This is a genomic window from Shinella sp. WSJ-2 (assembly GCF_003432075.1).
Lineage (GTDB): Bacteria > Pseudomonadota > Alphaproteobacteria > Rhizobiales > Rhizobiaceae > Shinella.
Map to the genome: position 1 here is coordinate 17,906 of NZ_QWBU01000024.1, position 16,187 is coordinate 34,092.

Annotated in this window: 16 protein-coding genes and 1 pseudogene; 5 read left to right on the plus strand and 12 right to left on the minus strand. The window is 63.9% G+C overall.

Features of this window, described 5'->3' with window-relative positions; translation table 11 throughout:
* Window positions 1–11 precede the first annotated feature (11 nt).
* The 8 genes from D0Y60_RS24265 to D0Y60_RS24300 all read right to left on the minus strand — a co-directional run bounded on the left by D0Y60_RS24265 (window position 12) and on the right by D0Y60_RS24300 (window position 7,688).
* Entirely contained in the window at window positions 12–671 is a 660-nt protein-coding gene (locus D0Y60_RS24265) for a methionine ABC transporter permease (RefSeq protein WP_117372549.1), read from the minus strand.
* Entirely contained in the window at window positions 661–1,713 is a 1,053-nt protein-coding gene (locus D0Y60_RS24270) for an ATP-binding cassette domain-containing protein (RefSeq protein ID WP_117372550.1), read from the minus strand. Before D0Y60_RS24270 ends, D0Y60_RS24265 begins: the two co-directional genes overlap by 11 nt.
* 5 nt (window positions 1,714–1,718) lie before the next feature.
* Window positions 1,719–2,951: an acyl-CoA dehydrogenase family protein gene (locus tag D0Y60_RS24275; RefSeq protein ID WP_117372551.1), complete on the minus strand. Its 1,233-nt coding sequence runs from the start codon at window positions 2,949–2,951 to the stop codon at window positions 1,719–1,721.
* 231 nt (window positions 2,952–3,182) lie between these two features.
* Window positions 3,183–4,544, minus strand: a complete 1,362-nt coding sequence (locus D0Y60_RS24280) for an O-acetylhomoserine aminocarboxypropyltransferase/cysteine synthase family protein (RefSeq protein ID WP_117372552.1) — start codon at window positions 4,542–4,544, stop codon at window positions 3,183–3,185.
* A 26-nt stretch (window positions 4,545–4,570) separates the two neighbouring features.
* On the minus strand, window positions 4,571–4,870 hold the full coding sequence (locus tag D0Y60_RS24285; RefSeq protein ID WP_117372553.1) for a hypothetical protein: 300 nt from the start codon (window positions 4,868–4,870) through the stop codon (window positions 4,571–4,573).
* Complete coding sequence (locus D0Y60_RS24290) at window positions 4,860–5,648, minus strand: ABC transporter ATP-binding protein (protein WP_117372554.1); 789 nt, start codon at window positions 5,646–5,648, stop codon at window positions 4,860–4,862. Before D0Y60_RS24290 ends, D0Y60_RS24285 begins: the two co-directional genes overlap by 11 nt.
* Window positions 5,648–6,649: an ABC transporter permease subunit gene (locus D0Y60_RS24295; RefSeq protein ID WP_117372555.1), complete on the minus strand. Its 1,002-nt coding sequence runs from the start codon at window positions 6,647–6,649 to the stop codon at window positions 5,648–5,650. Before D0Y60_RS24295 ends, D0Y60_RS24290 begins: the two co-directional genes overlap by 1 nt.
* 4 nt (window positions 6,650–6,653) lie before the next feature.
* Window positions 6,654–7,688, minus strand: a complete 1,035-nt coding sequence (locus D0Y60_RS24300) for an ABC transporter substrate-binding protein (protein ID WP_117372556.1) — start codon at window positions 7,686–7,688, stop codon at window positions 6,654–6,656.
* A 299-nt stretch (window positions 7,689–7,987) separates the two neighbouring features.
* Between D0Y60_RS24300 and D0Y60_RS24305 the strand changes: the two genes are divergently transcribed.
* The 5 genes from D0Y60_RS24305 to ssuD all read left to right on the plus strand — a co-directional run bounded on the left by D0Y60_RS24305 (window position 7,988) and on the right by ssuD (window position 13,120).
* Window positions 7,988–8,236: an XRE family transcriptional regulator gene (locus D0Y60_RS24305; RefSeq protein WP_245409299.1), complete on the plus strand. Its 249-nt coding sequence runs from the start codon at window positions 7,988–7,990 to the stop codon at window positions 8,234–8,236.
* 334 nt (window positions 8,237–8,570) lie between these two features.
* Window positions 8,571–9,533: an amino acid ABC transporter substrate-binding protein gene (locus D0Y60_RS24310; RefSeq protein WP_245409302.1), complete on the plus strand. Its 963-nt coding sequence runs from the start codon at window positions 8,571–8,573 to the stop codon at window positions 9,531–9,533.
* On the plus strand, window positions 9,533–10,735 hold the full coding sequence (locus tag D0Y60_RS24315) for an ABC transporter permease subunit (protein ID WP_245409300.1): 1,203 nt from the start codon (window positions 9,533–9,535) through the stop codon (window positions 10,733–10,735). The genes D0Y60_RS24310 and D0Y60_RS24315 overlap by 1 nt, the downstream gene beginning before the upstream one ends.
* Window positions 10,732–11,787 (plus strand): amino acid ABC transporter permease, encoded by a 1,056-nt coding sequence (locus tag D0Y60_RS24320; protein WP_117372558.1) that lies wholly within the window; start codon window positions 10,732–10,734, stop codon window positions 11,785–11,787. The genes D0Y60_RS24315 and D0Y60_RS24320 overlap by 4 nt, the downstream gene beginning before the upstream one ends.
* Window positions 11,788–11,950: 163 nt before the next feature.
* A complete protein-coding gene (gene ssuD, locus D0Y60_RS24325) occupies window positions 11,951–13,120 on the plus strand; it encodes an FMNH2-dependent alkanesulfonate monooxygenase (RefSeq protein ID WP_117372564.1) in 1,170 nt (389 codons plus the stop codon).
* A gap of 98 nt (window positions 13,121–13,218) precedes the next feature.
* Here the strand turns inward: ssuD and cysE are convergent, their stop codons facing one another.
* From cysE to D0Y60_RS24345, 4 genes and pseudogenes are all read right to left on the minus strand, one after another.
* Complete coding sequence (gene cysE / locus D0Y60_RS24330) at window positions 13,219–14,067, minus strand: serine O-acetyltransferase (protein WP_117372559.1); 849 nt, start codon at window positions 14,065–14,067, stop codon at window positions 13,219–13,221.
* A 58-nt stretch (window positions 14,068–14,125) separates the two neighbouring features.
* Entirely contained in the window at window positions 14,126–15,166 is a 1,041-nt protein-coding gene (locus tag D0Y60_RS24335) for a 2-oxoglutarate and iron-dependent oxygenase domain-containing protein (protein ID WP_117372560.1), read from the minus strand.
* A 461-nt stretch (window positions 15,167–15,627) separates the two neighbouring features.
* Window positions 15,628–15,840: pseudogene (locus D0Y60_RS24340) on the minus strand (tetrahydrofolate dehydrogenase/cyclohydrolase catalytic domain-containing protein); the annotation flags it as partial.
* 3 nt (window positions 15,841–15,843) lie between these two features.
* A partial coding sequence (locus D0Y60_RS24345; RefSeq protein ID WP_281048189.1) for a formyltransferase family protein occupies window positions 15,844–16,187 on the minus strand: 344 nt, incomplete at its 5' end.

A 16,187-nucleotide genomic window follows, 5' to 3' on the forward strand; every position in this document is an offset into this window, starting at 1 on the left:
CCGAGCGTTGGTTATTTGCGGGAAAAGTGGGTGACGAGGCGGTTGCCACTCGCCTGGATGAGCTGGACGAAGACGATGAGGATCGCCACGCAGACCAGCATGATTTCGGTCTGGAACCGGTGGTAGCCGTAGCGGATCGCCAGATCCCCGAGACCGCCGCCGCCGATGGCGCCTGACATGGCCGTGTAGTCGACAAGCACGATCGCCGTGACGGTGATCGCGGCCAGCAGGCTCGGCAGCGCCTCGGGCAGCACAGCGCGGAAAATAGTCTGTGTGGTGGAAGCACCCATGGCGAGGCTCGCCTCGATAATGCCGCGATCCACCTCGCGCAACGCCGTCTCGACCAGCCGGGCGAAGAAGGGCGCCGTGCCGACGACGAGCGGGAAGATGACGCCGCGAATGCCGAGCGACGTGCCCGTCACGATGACCGTCACCGGCATCAGCACGATGAGCAGGATGATGAAGGGCACCGAGCGAATGATGCTCAGCACGAAGGACAGGCTGCCATAGGCGACCGGCGCCTGGAACAGCTGTTGCCGCCCCGTCAGGAAGAGCAGGATGCCGAGTGGCAGGCCGAGGAGCACGGTGAGCAGCAGCGCGCCACCGACCATGGCAAGCGTCTGGGCAAAGGCGGCACCGATGTCGCCCCAATAGAGATTGTCAAACGACATGGCGCGCCCTTTCCTCGATTTCGGGCACCGGCGCCCCGCCCTGCAATTCCACATCGACGCCGCTGGCGCGCAGCCCGGCAATGGCGCCAGCCACGTCTCGTCCACTGAGCGAGACGATGAACTGCGCATAGGGCGTCTCTCGGATATGGCCGACGCGACCGGCGAGGATTGCGTAGTCGATCAGGTTTTCACGCGCGATGCGGCCGAGGATCGGCTTGTGCGCGGACGGCCCCGTGAAGGTGAGGCGCACCGCCCGACCGGCGAGATCGGAAGCGGCGACGGCATCGAGCGAACCGCCGTCCGGCTCCGCCTCGCGCACCAGCCGCAACGTTGCGGCGTGGCGCGGATGCAGGAAGACGTCGGTCACCACCCCCGTCTCCACGACGCGGCCGCGATCCAGCACGGCGACGCGGTCGCAAGCGCGGCGGATCACATCCATCTCGTGGGTGATGAGCACGATGGTGACGCCGAGATCGCGATTGATCTGGCGCAGCAGATCGAGCACGGCACCCGTCGTCTGCGGATCGAGCGCGCTCGTCGCCTCGTCGCAGAGCAGGACCTGCGGCTCGCAGGCAAGAGCGCGCGCAATGCCGACGCGCTGCTTCTGCCCGCCCGAAAGCTGGCGCGGATATTTCTGCGCATGTTCGGACAGGCCGACGCGATCGAGCAGTGCTGCCACCCGTTCGGCGATCTCGGCCTTGCCGTACTGGCCAGTGAGTTCAAGCGGATAGGCGACATTGCCGGCAACGGTGCGGGCGCTCAAGAGGTTGAAATGCTGGAACACCATGCCGATCGTCCGGCGTAGATCGCGCAGGCGCTGGCCCTTGGCATCCGTCACCCGCTCGCCGGCCACGAAGACCTCGCCGCCGGTGGGGCGTTCGAGCAGGTTGATCAGCCGCACCAGCGTCGACTTGCCGGCGCCGGAAGAACCGATGATACCGAAGATCTCGCCCTTGGCGATGGTAAGGTCGATGCCGTCGAGCGCGGCGACCGCGCCCTCCTTGCCGGCAAAACTCTTGGTGATGTTTTCGAGCCGGATCATCGTGCTCAGCCCGCACTCGCGCCGATGCGCCACTGATAGGGCGGCGGCGTGCCGTTGACGGCGAAGTCGCCGATGATGCGGTGCTTGTAGATGCGCGGATTGTGCGAAGCGAGCGTGCGGGCATTGCGCCAGTGGCGATCGAGACCGGCGGGCTTCTTGGTTGCGGATGCGCCGAGCGCGTCGAACAGCAGGGTCGAGGCCTCCAGGATCAGGTCGGACACGACCGTCTGGGCCTGCGCGGCTTCCAGCTCGGCAACCGCATTCGCCTTTTCCTCGGCGTCAGCATCGTCGACAAAATGGGCGTCGAAGGCCCTTTGCAAGCTCGCCGCCGCCTGAAGGGTGATGGCACCCGCCGCATAAGCGGCGGCGCGGATGCGCCCGACCACCTGCAACACCTGCGGGTCCTCGCTGGAGCGCGGGGCGGCGGCATGGGTATAGGTGCGGCGGCGTTCCGCAACGGCCTTCGCGACATCGGCGGTGATCGCCCGGCCGATGCCGGCAAGCGTGGCGAGATGCACAAGCTGATAGAAGGCGGCGGAATAGCGGAAGCGCTCGTCGTCGATCACGATGTCCTGCGGCTCGACCACGACGTCGCGGAAGGTCGTCGTGCCGCTCGCCGTCAGGGTCTGGCCGAAGCCATCCCAGTCGTCGACGACATCGACACCTTCGGCATGGCGGCGCACCGAGACCGAAATGCCCTCGCCGTCCGCATTCGACGCTCCGACATCGATCCAGTCGGCGAAGAGCGAGCCGGTCGTATAATATTTCGCGCCGTTGAGGACGAGCCTGCCGTCCTTCTCCGCGACATTGGTGGAGAAGCGGTCAAGCGCTGCTCCCGTTCCGATCTCGCTCCAGGCATTGCCGGTGATCTCGCCGCCGCCGATGCGGTCGAGCCAGAGGCCGCGACGCTCCGGATCCCTGGTGTTGAGGATATCCTCGGTAAAGCCGAAATGGCCGCGCAGTGCCTGCGTGATATTGGAATCGGCCGCCGAGAGCTCGATCAGCAGGTTGAAGAACTGCGGCAGGCTGGCACCCTTGCCACCCGCCGCCACCGGCAGGCGCACCGCGCCGAAACCGGCCTCCTTGAGGCGGCGGATCGCCTCGTGCGGCAGGCCGCGATTGAGGTCGCGTTCGGTGGCACTTGCCGCGATCTCGGCAAAAATCGGCCGGAACGGCGCGGCCAGTGCTTCATATCCCTCACCGGGGCCAGCACCCCAGGCGTTTTCGATCTGCGTCATGCTACCCTGCTTCTGGCTGCCGTGCCCGGAGCAAACCGGTCACGCTTGGAATTGCCATGAAAGTAGCGGTCGCATTACTAAAATACAGAAATTCTATCTTTTATATGTATTTTAAAGTGGAATGGCGTTTCTTTTTGGAGGCCTGAGGAACGGGACAGGCTCTTGCATAACGAAAAACCCCGGCGCGAGGAGGCACGCCGGGGTCTGGGCCAGTCAGAACGAGGCCTGGCGTCAGGCCAAGGCGATGGCCCGTTCCAGGTCGGCGATCAGATCGTCGGGATGTTCGAGGCCAATGGAAAGGCGCACATAGCCGGGCGTTACCCCGGTCGCGCGCTGGTCTTCCAGCGAAAGCTGCGAATGGGTGGTCGTCGAGGGATGGATCGCCAGCGAGCGGGCATCGCCGATATTGGCGAGATGATAGAAGAGCTGCAGGCTGTCGATGAAGCGACGGCCGGCCTCGCGCCCGCCCTTCAACTCGAAGCCGATAAGCGCGCCGAAATAGCCCGGCTTGAAATACTTGTCCGCCCGCGCCTTGGCCGTCCCCTCCTGGAACTTCGGGAAGATCACCCGCTCGACCTTGGCATGGCCCTTCAGGAATTCGGCAACCTTCACCGCATTCTCGTTGTGCTGGCGCAGGCGCAGCGGCAGGGTTTCGAGGCCCTGGATGAACTGGAAGGCATTTTGCGGGCTGATCGCCGCACCGAGGTCGCGCAGCAACACGGCGCGGGCACGCAGGATATAGGGATGGAAGCCGATGGCCTCGGCCTTCTCGATCCAGGTCTTGCCCTGATAACTCGTATCAGGCTCCGTCAGGTTCGGCTGGCGGGCCGGGTTCTCCGTCCAGGGGAAGCTGCCGCTGTCGATGATCGCGCCGCCGATCGAAGTGCCGTGGCCGCCGATATATTTCGTCGTGGAATAGACGACGACGGCGGCGCCATGCTCCAGAGGGCGGATGACCAGCGGAGCGGCGGTGTTGTCGACGATCAGCGGAATGCCGTGCCGGCGACCGATGGCAGCCACCTCGGCGATCGGGAAGACCTCCAGCTTCGGGTTCGGCAGGGATTCGGCATAGTAGGCGCGCGTGCGATCGTCCGTCGCCTTTTCGAAGGCTTCCGGGTCGCTCGCATCGACGAAGCGAGTCTCGATGCCGAAGCTTTTCAGCGTCGCGGCAAAGAGTGCCCAGGTGCCGCCATAGAGGCCGGCGGCGCTGACGATATTGTCGCCAGCGCGCGCGACGTTGAGGATTGCGAAGGCCGAGGCAGCCTGGCCGGAGGAGAGCGCAAGCGCCGCTGCACCACCCTCAAGCTCGGCGAGACGCTGCTCGAAGGCATCCTGCGTGGGGTTGGAAACGCGGGTGTAGAGATGACCGGGGGCCTCCAGCGCGAAGAGCTTGTCGGCACCGTCGGTGCCGGGCAGCTGGAACGAGCTCGTCTGGTAGATCGGCACGGCGACGGCACCGGTCGTGGGATCATAGCGGAAGCTGCCGCCATGCAGCGCGATGGTTTCGGGATGGCGGCTCTTGAAGGTCGCGGTCCCCGCGGGAACCTGCACGATATCCTGCTCGGCAACCTCGGGGGCTTGATGGATCGTCATGACACTTCTCCTTGGATAAGGCGCTTTCAGGCGCGCGCGGGACGGGCTGACAGAAGGACGCCGGCGACGAGGATGGCCGCTGCGGCCCAGAAGGCTTCCGGCGCATACCACCGGATGCCGTAGAGGTGATCATTGGTGCAAAGCGCCTGGGCGAGCGCGCAGAGATCGGACGCGCCGGCAATGCAGGTCACGGCCTGCCGGACGGTGAGATAATCCGCCTCGACGACCTTGCTGAAGATCAGCCACCACCAGCCGAGCGACAGCAAAGCAAGGCCACCGCCGGCCGCTGCAACAGCGTGATAAGAAAGGCGCGCGCTAGACGTCATGGGAGATCCCCAGCTTTTCGAGCAGCTGGCTGCGCAGCGCCACCAGCGTGGCATCGTCGCGCCGCCGCGGATGCGGCCGGTCGACCCGGATTTCGGCGACGATCGAGGCCGGTCGGTCGGACAGCACGATGACGCGGTCGGCGAGCAGCAGCGCCTCCTCCACGTCATGCGTGACGAGAAGCGCGGTGAAGCCGGCGCTCTTCCAGAGGTCGAGCAATTCGTTCTGCATGCGCAGGCGGGTCAGAGAGTCGAGCTTGCCGAAGGGTTCGTCGAGCAAAAGCAGCTTCGGGTCGTTGACCAGCGCACGGGCCAGTGCGGCGCGCTGCGCCATGCCGCCCGAGAGCTGGTGCGGGTAGAAATCCGCAAAACCTTCGAGCTTGACCAGCTTCAGCACCTCGTCGATGCGGTAGCCCTTCGTGTCGAGCAGGCGGCGGGCTTCGAGGCCTATAGCGATGTTGTCGCGCACCGTGCGCCAGGGAAACAGCGTCGCATCCTGAAAGACGAGGATGCGATCGGGGTTCGGCGCGGTAATGGGGCGTCCATCCTCCAGCACCTTGCCGACCGTTGCCGTTTCAAGGCCGGCCGCCAGACGCAGCAGTGTGGACTTGCCGCACCCGGACGGCCCAAGCAGGGCGACGAATTCACCCGGTGCGATGGTCAGGCTGACGTTGTCGAGAACCTGCAAATCCTTGCCGTCGACGTCGTAGCGGTGGGAAACACCCTCCACATCGAGCGCGATGCTTTCGATGGGATTGGCTTCTGCGAGAGCGAGCGCCATCAGAGGATCCCCTTCTGCCAGCCGAGCAGGCGGTCACGCGCCACGAAAAGCAGGCGCACGAGCCCGGCGCAGATCAGCGCCATGATGATCAGGGCGGCATAGACATTGGCATAGGCCGAATAGGCCGTATTGAACTGGAGGTACCAGCCGAGGCCAAATTTGGCGCCGAGCATTTCGGCAACCACCAGCACGGCGAAGGAATAGTAGAGCCCCATGAAGAGGCCGACGAAGACATTCGGCAGTGAGGCCGGAATCGCCACCTTGAAGATCAGGAAGCGGTTGTCGGCGCCGAGCGTCCGGGCGACGTCGTAGAAGGAGCGGTTGACCTGGCTGACGCCGGCCGCCGTGAGGATCGCCACCGGAATGCCCGACGCGAGCGCCACGAGGAAGATCGAGGCGTGGAAGGTCGAGGGAAAGATGAAGAAGGTGCAGGGGATCCAAGCGCTGGCCGGCACCGGGCCGATCAGTTTGAGAAGCGGCATGCCCCAATAGGCAAAACGCTTCGACCAGCCGAGCGCCACGCCACCGGCAAAGCCGACGAGAATGCCCGAGAAGAAGCCGAGACCCCAGAGCCGCCCGGTATAGGCGATGCAGATCAACAGCCTGTCCCAGTCCGTCACATAGACATGCAGCAGGCCCTGCGGCGGCGAGAAGAACGGTTTTGGAAGCCAGCCGAGCTTGGCCGTCAGCACTTCCCAGACGGCAAGCCAAAGGCCGAGCACGATGAACCACGGCCCATAGTGGACGAGCGTTCGGCCGACGCTGCCGAGCCTGTGCACCGTCACCGACAGCGCGAGGAAAATCCCCGCGCCGACGAGTGCGGCGGCGGCGAAAAGCTCCGTCGCGCCCCAGGTGATAACATCGGGCAGACCATAGGTCAGCACCGCGGTGAGAGCCCACGTGCCGGCCGCGAAAAGCCCGTTACGCCAGATGCCCGTGAAAGGCAGGGTTAGCGATCGCCGCCCTGCACTCTCGAATGTATCCTCAACCGCAGCGCTCATGGCATCACGCGAAGATGTCGATGGTGATGCGGTTGGCAATCTCGGCCGGATCGGTGCCCGCATCGATGACGCCGGTGAGCTTCAGGTCCTCGTAACCGATCTGCACTTCCTTGAGCAGGTCCTTGCCGAACCAGTGGTCGTGATAAGTGAAGGCGGCGAGCACTTCCGTCAGGTCTTCGAGCGATAGGCCGGGCTTCAGCGTGTCGAAATACCACTTGGCGACTTCGTCTGGGTGTTTTGCCGTATACTGGTGGATTTCCAGATTGGCGGCGGCGACGCGCTTGATGGCATCCTTGTTGGCTTCATAATAGTCGCCGTTGACGCCGAGCACGCAGCAGACGCGGTCCTTGAACGTGCCGGTCTGCGTATCGGCGACACGGCGGAAACCGTGTTTCTTCTCGTAGGAATAGGCCCAGGGGTCCATATGCGCGACGGCATCCGCCTCGCCCTTCAGCACGCCCTCGGCGACGAGATCGAAGGGGAAGACCTTCCAGGTGACGTCGGTTTCCGGGTTGAGGCCGGCCTTGGCGAGCGCGACCGAGAAGGCGACGCGCGACGGCGACATGACGTCGAAGGTGCCGATCGTCTTGCCCTTGAGATCGGTCAGTGTCTTGATGTCGGAATCCGGCTGGACGAGGATGCTCTGGCAGCCGCCATGCGAGCCGGCGAACAGGCGCACATCAAAACCCTGCTCGATCGGCTTCAGCCAATCGTAGAGCAGGCCCGGACCGGCCTCGGCCTTGCGGGTGGCAAGCGCCTGGATGAGCGTCTGGCCGCTGGCGCCCTGATAGAATAGCTCCACATCGAGGCCATGCTTGGCATAGATGCCCTTGGACAGGCCGAATCCGACGGGCGAATGGCAGGCGGCCACCTCGGTCCATTCCAGCTTGATCGGAATGAGATTGCCGGCAATGGCATAACGCGTCGAGCGCGCGCCGATTACGCCGGCACCGGCGGCCACGGCCGTCACACCCGCCGCCTTGATGAGGCTGCGGCGCGAAAGGCCCTTGGAGAGAATGGATTCGGGTTGCTGGCTCATCTGTTGTCCCCTGACAGGTTGATGCGGACAGCCTAGCGACATTGATAATAGTTTATAGATTTTATGGATTATTATGCGCAGGCAAAAAGGAATATTCTTTCACCAGGCGCTGATGGCTTGGATTGGCATCCTCACGCAGCCATGTGACCTCTGCGCAGCCTGCCACATGGCGGAAGCGCGCCAACGTTAACCGGCCAAAACCGCTGAACCATACTGTCGCAAAAGGAGATGGCATGATCACAGGCTCTCGGTGCCGGGCAGCATGAGCCCTTGTCGAATACAGCCGGGAGCGCCTTGCGATGGCGTCCGGCGTTGCCGTTGAAACGATCGAAAGCTTTGAGCGCAAGCTCGGCAAGCCCGATGAAACCAGCATTAGTGCATTGCAGTCTTCACTCGAGTTGGCCGGAGCCGTTTTCCTGCCGGATGGCGATTATGGTGGCGCCGGCGTGCGCTTGAAATTCAACAGTTCCGAAACCCGCCGCATCGCGACATTGGAAGGCGAAGGTGGGCTGTGGCCCCTGATGACGTCCCGTGAGCGCTTCCAATAGGTCTCGCGAATCCAGCGAAGGTTTGAGCATTCCTCGCGCGCAACCTCTCCAGCCTGCGCGCTAGCGGTGTTCCTTCCGCTACCATCGCCCCGATCGATCCAGAATTGCCTCAGCGAGAAGCAATTTGCTTCAGAAATGCGCAACTTTGGATGCCCATTTCTTAATTACACTAATTTTATAGATAATATCATTATATCTTCTCTCGCTTGGCGAAGCGTCCCGGCGGCGGAAGCTCGGTTATTTTTGAAAATGGGGACATTTCAATATGATAGCACAAAAAACCTTCCGGCGGGTGATCCAGGCGGCCGCGGCCGCCGCCTTCCTTGCCACGACCATGCTCTCCGGTCTCGCCCATGCCGGCCCGACGCTCGACAAGATCAACCAGCGCGGCGCGATCAAGGTCGGCGTCGGCACCACGCCGGGCTTCTTCGCGCCTGATGGCGACGGCAAGTGGAAGGGCTTCTTCGTCGATTACGGCCGCGCGCTGTCGATCGCCGTCTTCGGTTCACCCGACAAGGTGGAGTTCACCTCCTCCTCGCCGCAGCAGCGTCTGCCTGCCCTCCAGAGCGGCGAATTCGACATCCTGCTCTCCGGCGTGACCGTCACCGCCACCCGTGCCTTCAAGCTCGGTTTCCACTTCGGCCCGACGGTCTTCTATGACGGCCAGGGCATTCTCGTGCGCAAGGATCTCGGCGTGACCAAGGCCGCCGATCTCGACGGCGCGACCATCGGCGCGCAGAGCGGCACAACGGGCGAACTGAACGTCGCCGACTTCTTCCGCAAGACCGGCAAGACCTTCACGCCCGTCACCATCGAGGACACCGGACAGTTCATCGATGCGCTGGAATCGGGCCGCGTCGACGCGATCACGCAGGATTCGTCTGATCTCGTCGGCAAGCGCACCCAGCTGAAGAAGCCGGACGATTACGTGCTGCTTCCCGAGCGCCTCTCCAAGGAACCGCTCGCACCGGCAATCGCCGGCGGCGACGACCGGTGGCTGGAGCTCGTCAACTGGACGGTGAACGCTACTATCCAGGCCGAGGAATGGGGCATCACCTCGGCGAATGTCGATCAGTTCCTGGAATCGGAAGATCCGGCCATCCAGCGCTTCCTCGGCGTCGATCCATCCTTCGCCAAGGATATCGGGCTGGATCCGAAATGGGCCTACAACATCATCAAGACCGTCGGCAATTACGGCGAAATCTATGACCGCAACCTCAAGCCGCTCGGCTGGGATCGCGGCTATAACAGCCTGTGGACCAACGGCGGCCTGCTCTACTCGCCGCCGTTCCGTTGATGTCTGACAGACGCGTGTTCCGCACCGCCATCGTGCCGGGTCCCCCACGACCCGACACGTTTGGCAAGATCCGCGCCTGGTGGGGCGGCTGGCCGATCGGCCAGCTTGCCTTCCTGGCGGCACTTGCGTTTCTTGGCTGGCTGTTCGTCTCGAACGTGCTCGGAACGATGGCGCGCGTCGGCATTCTGCCCGGCTTCGGCTTCCTCTCCAGTTCCGCCAATTTCGAGATCGGCGAAAGCGCTATCGCCTTTCGCGCGGGCGATACCTATCTGAGGGCCATCACCGCCGGCCTCATCAACACGCTCAAGGTCTCGCTGCTCGGCTGTGTGCTCGCCACCATCCTCGGCGTCGTCATCGGCGTTGCCGGCCTCTCACGCAATCTGCTGCTGTCAGGCCTCGTGCGCTGGTTCATCGAGATCACGCGCAACACGCCGCTGCTGTTGCAGCTTTTCTTCTGGATGGCGCTCGCCAAGGCGCTGCCCGCGCCACGCCAGGCGCCTGCACTGTTCGACGCAATTTTCCTCACCAATCGCGGCGTCTTTATCCCGTCCCTTTCGCTCGAAGGCGCGCCCTTCGGTATCCTCGCGGTTTTTGCGCTGGCCGGCGCTCTTGGCGGGGCGCTCCTTCTCGCACTGCGGCTCTCAGGCCGGCTGACGCGCGGAACCGGTATCGCAGCCGTCGTCCTGCCCATCGCCGCGATCCTCATCCTGCTCGCGTTCTCCGGTGCCCGGCCCGTTGCGCAGGTGCCGGCCCTGGCCGGCTTCAACATCCGCGGCGGGCTCAATCTCTCGCCGGAATTCGCCGCCCTTCTCACCGGCCTCGTCGTGAAATTCTCCGCCCTCATCGCCGAGATCGTGCGCGCCGGTATCCAGTCGGTCGGCGCGGGCCAGTGGGAGGCCGCCCGTGCGCTCGGCCTGCATGACGGCCAGATCATCCGGCTCGTCGTGCTGCCGCAGGCGTTGCGCGTCATCACGCCGCTGACGACATCGAGCTATCTCGACCTCACCAAGGATTCGAGCCTGGCCGTCGCCATCGGCTTTCCCGATCTCGTCAGCATCATCAACACCACCGCCAACACGACCGGCCAGTCGATGGAAGCCCTGATCATCCTGATCGGCGCCTTCCTCACCATCAACCTCGCGCTCTCCGCTCTCATGAACGTCTACAACAACCGCGTCGCGCTGCGAGGCTCGAGCCGATGACGATAGCCTCCCCCCGCCTTGTCCAGACCCTGCGCACCGGCCTGTTCGGTACGCGCGCCAACACGCTGATCACGGTGGCAACACTGCTACTGCTGTCGCAGATCCTGCCGCCGCTGTTTCGCTGGGCGGTGCTCGACGCCACTTTCGTGGGCGATGCGACGGCCTGCACCCGCGAAGGCGCCTGCTGGGCCTTCGTGACGGCGAAGCTGCGCTTCATCCTCTTCGCCTTCTATCCGACCGAGCTTATCTGGCGGCCGGCGCTGGTCATCCTGCTTCTCGCCGCGATCCTCACGGCAAGCGCGTTGCCGCGGTTCTGGGGGCGCCCCCTGCTCGTCGCATGGCCAATAACCATTCTGGCCTGCTGGCTTCTGATGCAGGGCACGTTCACATCGACGCCCATCGCCTCGAACCAGTGGGGCGGCCTGCCGATGACGCTCTTCGTCTGGGCCGTGTGCTTTGCCGCCGCAACACCGATCGCCATGCTGCTGGCGCTGGCCCGCCGCTCGACGCTCGGCGGCATCAGGACCTTCTCCGTGCTTTATATCGAGCTGATGCGCGGAACGCCGATGGTCGGCATTCTCTACGTCGCCATGCTTATCCTGCCGATGGCCCTGCCGGACGCGCTTTCCCTCGACAAGATGCTGCGCGCCATCGTGATGATCACGCTGTTCTGGGCGGCCTATATCGCGGAGGTCATCCGCGCCGGTCTGCAAGCCATTCCCACAGGCCAGCGCGAGGCGGCCACCGCGCTCGGCCTCGGCTACTGGCGCACGCAACGGCTCGTCATCCTGCCGCAGGCATTCCGCATCGTCATTCCCGGCATGGTCAATCTTGCGATTGGCTTCTTGCTCGCCACATCGCTGCTGGCGGTCATCGGCATCTTTGACCTGCTCAACGCCGCCCGCGCCTCGGCCGCCGATCCACAATGGCTGGGCTTTTACAACGAGGCCTATCTGGTTGTGGCGATCCTCTACTTCGTCATCTGCTTCGGCGCTTCACGCTACAGCCGTTGGCTGGAGAAGCGGCTCGCATCCGGCGGAAAACATTCGTGATCGGGTTGCCCAAAGAACGCCGCTGGCGATGAAAAATTCCAACAAGTGCCATAGGACGGAATATAATTTCTTACTGAAACTATAGAATTTATTATTCTGCGCGTGACTGGACAGGCGAAGCCCTGCCCTCCGATCGACAGACCGCACAGGCAGGATGGCCTTCATGACACAGACCGACAAGCCCCTCGATTTCCTCTGGTTCATTCCAAGCTCCGGCGACGGCTCCTATCTCGGTTCCGACGATCTCGCCCGTCCAGCCGATCCGGGCTATTTCCGCGAAATCGCCGTGGCCGTCGACCGCCTCGGTTATTCCGGCGTGCTCATCCCCGTGGGTGCTGCCTGCGAGGAATCCTTCGTGCTGGCCGCGGATCTCGCCGCGCGCACCGAGCGCCTGAAATTCCTCGTCGCGATCCGCCCCGGGACCGCCACGCCCGCCTATTACGCCCGTCTCGCCTCGACGCTCGACCGGGTCTCGAACGGCCGCCTGCTGCTCAACATCGTCGTGGGCGGCAGCGCGCAGGAACTGGCCGGCGACGGCATCTTCCTGCCGCATGACGAGCGTTACGACCATGCTTCCGAATTCTTCCAGGTCTTCAACGAGCTGATCGAGACCGGCCATTCGACGCTCGACGGCAAATATATCAAGGCGATCGGCGCCAAGCTCGGTCTGCCGCCGGTGCAGCAGCCGCGCCCGCCGATCTATTTCGGCGGCTCCTCGGATGCGGCGATCGATTTTGCCGGCGGCCTCGTCGACAAATACCTGACCTGGGGCGAGCCGCCGGCACAGGTCGCCGAAAAAGTCGCCCATGCCCGCAAGGCCGCCGCCGCCAAGGGCCGCGAAGCCTCCTTCGGCATCCGCCTGCATTTCATCGTGCGCGAAACGGACGACGAGGCGTGGGACGCCGCCGACCGCCTGATCTCGAAACTGTCCGACGAAGCTATCGCCTCCGCGCAGGACGTCCTGACGAAGAATTCCGATTCCGTCGGCCAGGCGCGCATGGTGGCCTTGCACAACGGCCGGCGCGACAAGCTGGAAGTCTCACCGAACCTCTGGGCCGGCATCGGCCTCGTACGCTCGGGCGCCGGCACGGCCCTCGTCGGCTCGCCACAGACCGTCGCTGCGCGCCTTCGCGAGTACCAGGCGCTCGGTATCGATACGGTCATCGCCTCGGGCTATCCGCATCTCGAGGAGGCCTACCGCGTCTCCGAACTGCTGTTCCCCGAGCTTGGCCTGCCCGGCCCGCGCAACCAGCTGCGCTCGTCCTTCGGCGACCACCAGGTCTTCGGCGGCGGCGGCCATGGCGGCAACGTCAAGCTGACATCCGCGTCCTAGGCGAAGTCCAGCTTCTATCCCTTCGATCATGGCCGGCAGCCGCGAGAGCGGTGCCGGCCTGGCCGTATCTACCACGGGCAAACAGACGCCGGATCCGCTCAGATGATATATTCCGGCTCGCTCAAGGTCTGGTCCATCGTAACGCCGGGCAAGGCTGAATGCGGCTTTCCCACCGGCCTGGCCGGAACACCGACGACGGACGTATAGGGCGCGACCGGAAGGACGACGACGCTGCCGGCCCCGATCTTGGCGCCGATGCCCACCTCGATATTCCCAAGGATCTTTGCGCCCGCGCCGATCAAGACGCCGCGCCGTACCTTCGGATGGCGGTCGCCGGTCTCCTTGCCCGTTCCGCCCAGCGTCACGTTCTGGAGGATGGAGACGTCATCCTCCACGACGGCGGTTTCGCCGATCACGAGGCCGCTGCCGTGATCGAGCATGATGCCGCGCCCCATCGAAGCGGCGGGGTGGATGTCGATTGCGAAGGTTTCCGAAATCCGGCTCTGGATATGGCGGGCAAGGTGGCGGCGGCCCGTCATCCAGAGCCAATGACCCACGCGATAGGCCTGCAACGCGGAAAACCCCTTGAAGTAGAGAAACGGCGTCAGCACCTCGCTGTTGCTCGGATCGCGGTCCTTCACCGCCTGAAGATCGGCCGCCGCCGCCCCGAGTAGACCCGGCCTGTCCAGATAGGCGCTATAGATCAGCGCCAGCAGCTCGTCGCGGTCGACATCATGGTCGGCAAGCTTGATCGCGAGACGATGGGAGAGCGCATGGCCCAGACTTGCATGCATCAGGACGGACGACTTCATCGCCCGCGCCAGCGCTTCGTCCCGCTGCGCTGCTGCCGCCGCTTCCGTCCTGAGAGCCTCCCACAGCGCGGTGACCGCACCGCGGGCGGCGTCCTCAACCGGGAGGAGAACCACATTGCTTTCGTGTCCGGGCATGGCACGTCCTCCTCCGCGGAAATGGAATAACCGCCGCTTGCGGGGCGGGAATCCGTCGTCAGGCCTTGGCCGGCTTTTCGATGAGATGCAGCAGGTCCGGATGATGTTTTGCCGCGACATCCGGATGGGAGCGCAGGCGGCTCTTCAGATGATTGACGCCGACCTCGCGGAAGATCGGGTTGAGCGGATCGACCGTCACACCACGCTCGCCGCGCTTGAGCTCGTCCGGCAAGGGGATGACAGGGATGGTCGCGTCGTAACGCGCGCCGAGGAAGAAGGCGACGGAGAAGCGCTCCGTGCCGGCGGGAGGGGTGACGACATCGTGCACGTCCGCGCGCACGAAACCGTTGGTCGCAAGCTCAAGCAATTCGCCGCTATTGATGATGAATGTGCCTGGCACCGGCGGCGCCTCGATCCACACGCCCTCTTCGGTGCGGATGCGCAGGCCGGGCGTCGTGTCCTGCAGGAGCACCGTGACGAAGCCTCCGTCCTTGTGTGCACCCACCCCCTGGTCACTGCCGGCAGCCTCGCGGCCGGGATAGCGAATGATTTTCAGCAACTGCGAGGGCGAGGGTTCATAGATCTCGGCGAACGCGTTTTCCGGTTGGCCGAGCGACAGCGCAATGGCCTTAAGCACATCGATGCCGATGCGCGTGACTTCGGCCTGATAGCGCAAAAGCAGCGGCTTCAGCTCCGGCAGGGCCTCCGGCCACTGGTTCGGTCCATAGAGGCGGTTCCACGGCGTTTCCGGGCTGGCCTCGACCGCTGCGCCCTCCGTATTGATGTCGAGCTGCTCGCGCCAGTCCTGCTCGCCGCGGGTCCGTTCGTAGCCCGCCCGGTTGTAACCGCGGAAATGCGGCGACTTGACCATTTCGATCGACAGCTTGTCCGCCTCCGGCAGGGCAAAGAACCGCTTCGAGGCGGCAATCACGTCGTCAATCAGGCTCTGCGGCACACCATGGCCGGTGAGATAGAAAAAGCCGTGATCATGCAGCACCCGGGTCAGTTCCCGGATGAAGCCCGCACGCTCGTCCGCACTGCCATAGAAGCGGGAAAAGTCGATGGTCGGCAGATGGACCGGTTTTGTATGGATGGTCATGGATACTCCTCAATAAACGATGGGGCCGGTCGCGTGCAGCAAACGACACAGGCAGGCGAAAATTTCTGGCGACGCCCGATCACCCCGCCGAAGCCGGAGGCGGGCGCGCCACCGAGACGCGGCAAAACAAGAGGGGTAACCAGAGCCGCAGGGAAAATGCGACGTGAGATATTCATGGCACTCTCTGAAAACAAGTCACCCACATAATCCATGGATTTACCTTGTTTTCGAGGTCTCCTGTTCCAAGCCTACCCTGCCGTTTTAGTTTTTTCTCCTACGCAAGCGGCGCTAAGAGCACGATACGGCAACGAACGTGCAGCCAGATTAAGCCACAGCGCGGGACGACTCTGCTTGTACATGCACTGATAGCGAGCCATGGCGTAACCTCGTGAGACAACTTTATTTGCCTGGCTCGACACGGGTACGCCGGAGAGCCTCCCAGAAACAGGTGCCATCTACCTCGGCAGGGTATGCTGGATGGAGGTGAAACCGCATTCCTTCGACATGCGGCTCTTGGCGCCGACATAGGCGTGGCTTGCCGGATCATCGCCGACGATGACGACGGCGAGACCGGGCTTGACGCCGGCCTCGTTTTCCAAGGTCATGGTCGCGGCCTTCACGGCCTCAATCACGCAAGCGGCAACCTGTTTCCCATCGATCACGATGGCACTCATCGCTCAGCCCATGCGCTCGGAGGCATAGGAGCCCGGTGACGGCGGGAAGACGATGGTCTTGTTGCCGTTCATGAAGACCCGGTGGTGGATGTGCGCATGCACGGCGCGGGCGAGAACCTGGCTCTCCACGTCGCGGCCGATCGAGACATAGTCCTCGGCTGACTGCGCATGCGTGATGCGCGCGACGTCCTGCTCGATGATCGGACCTTCGTCGAGATCCTCGGTAACGTAGTGCGCCGTCGCACCGATCAGCTTCACGCCGCGCTCGAAGGCCTGCTTGTAGGGGTTGGCCCCCTTGAACGACGGCAGGAACGAGTGGTGGATGTTGATGATGCGGCCCGACATCT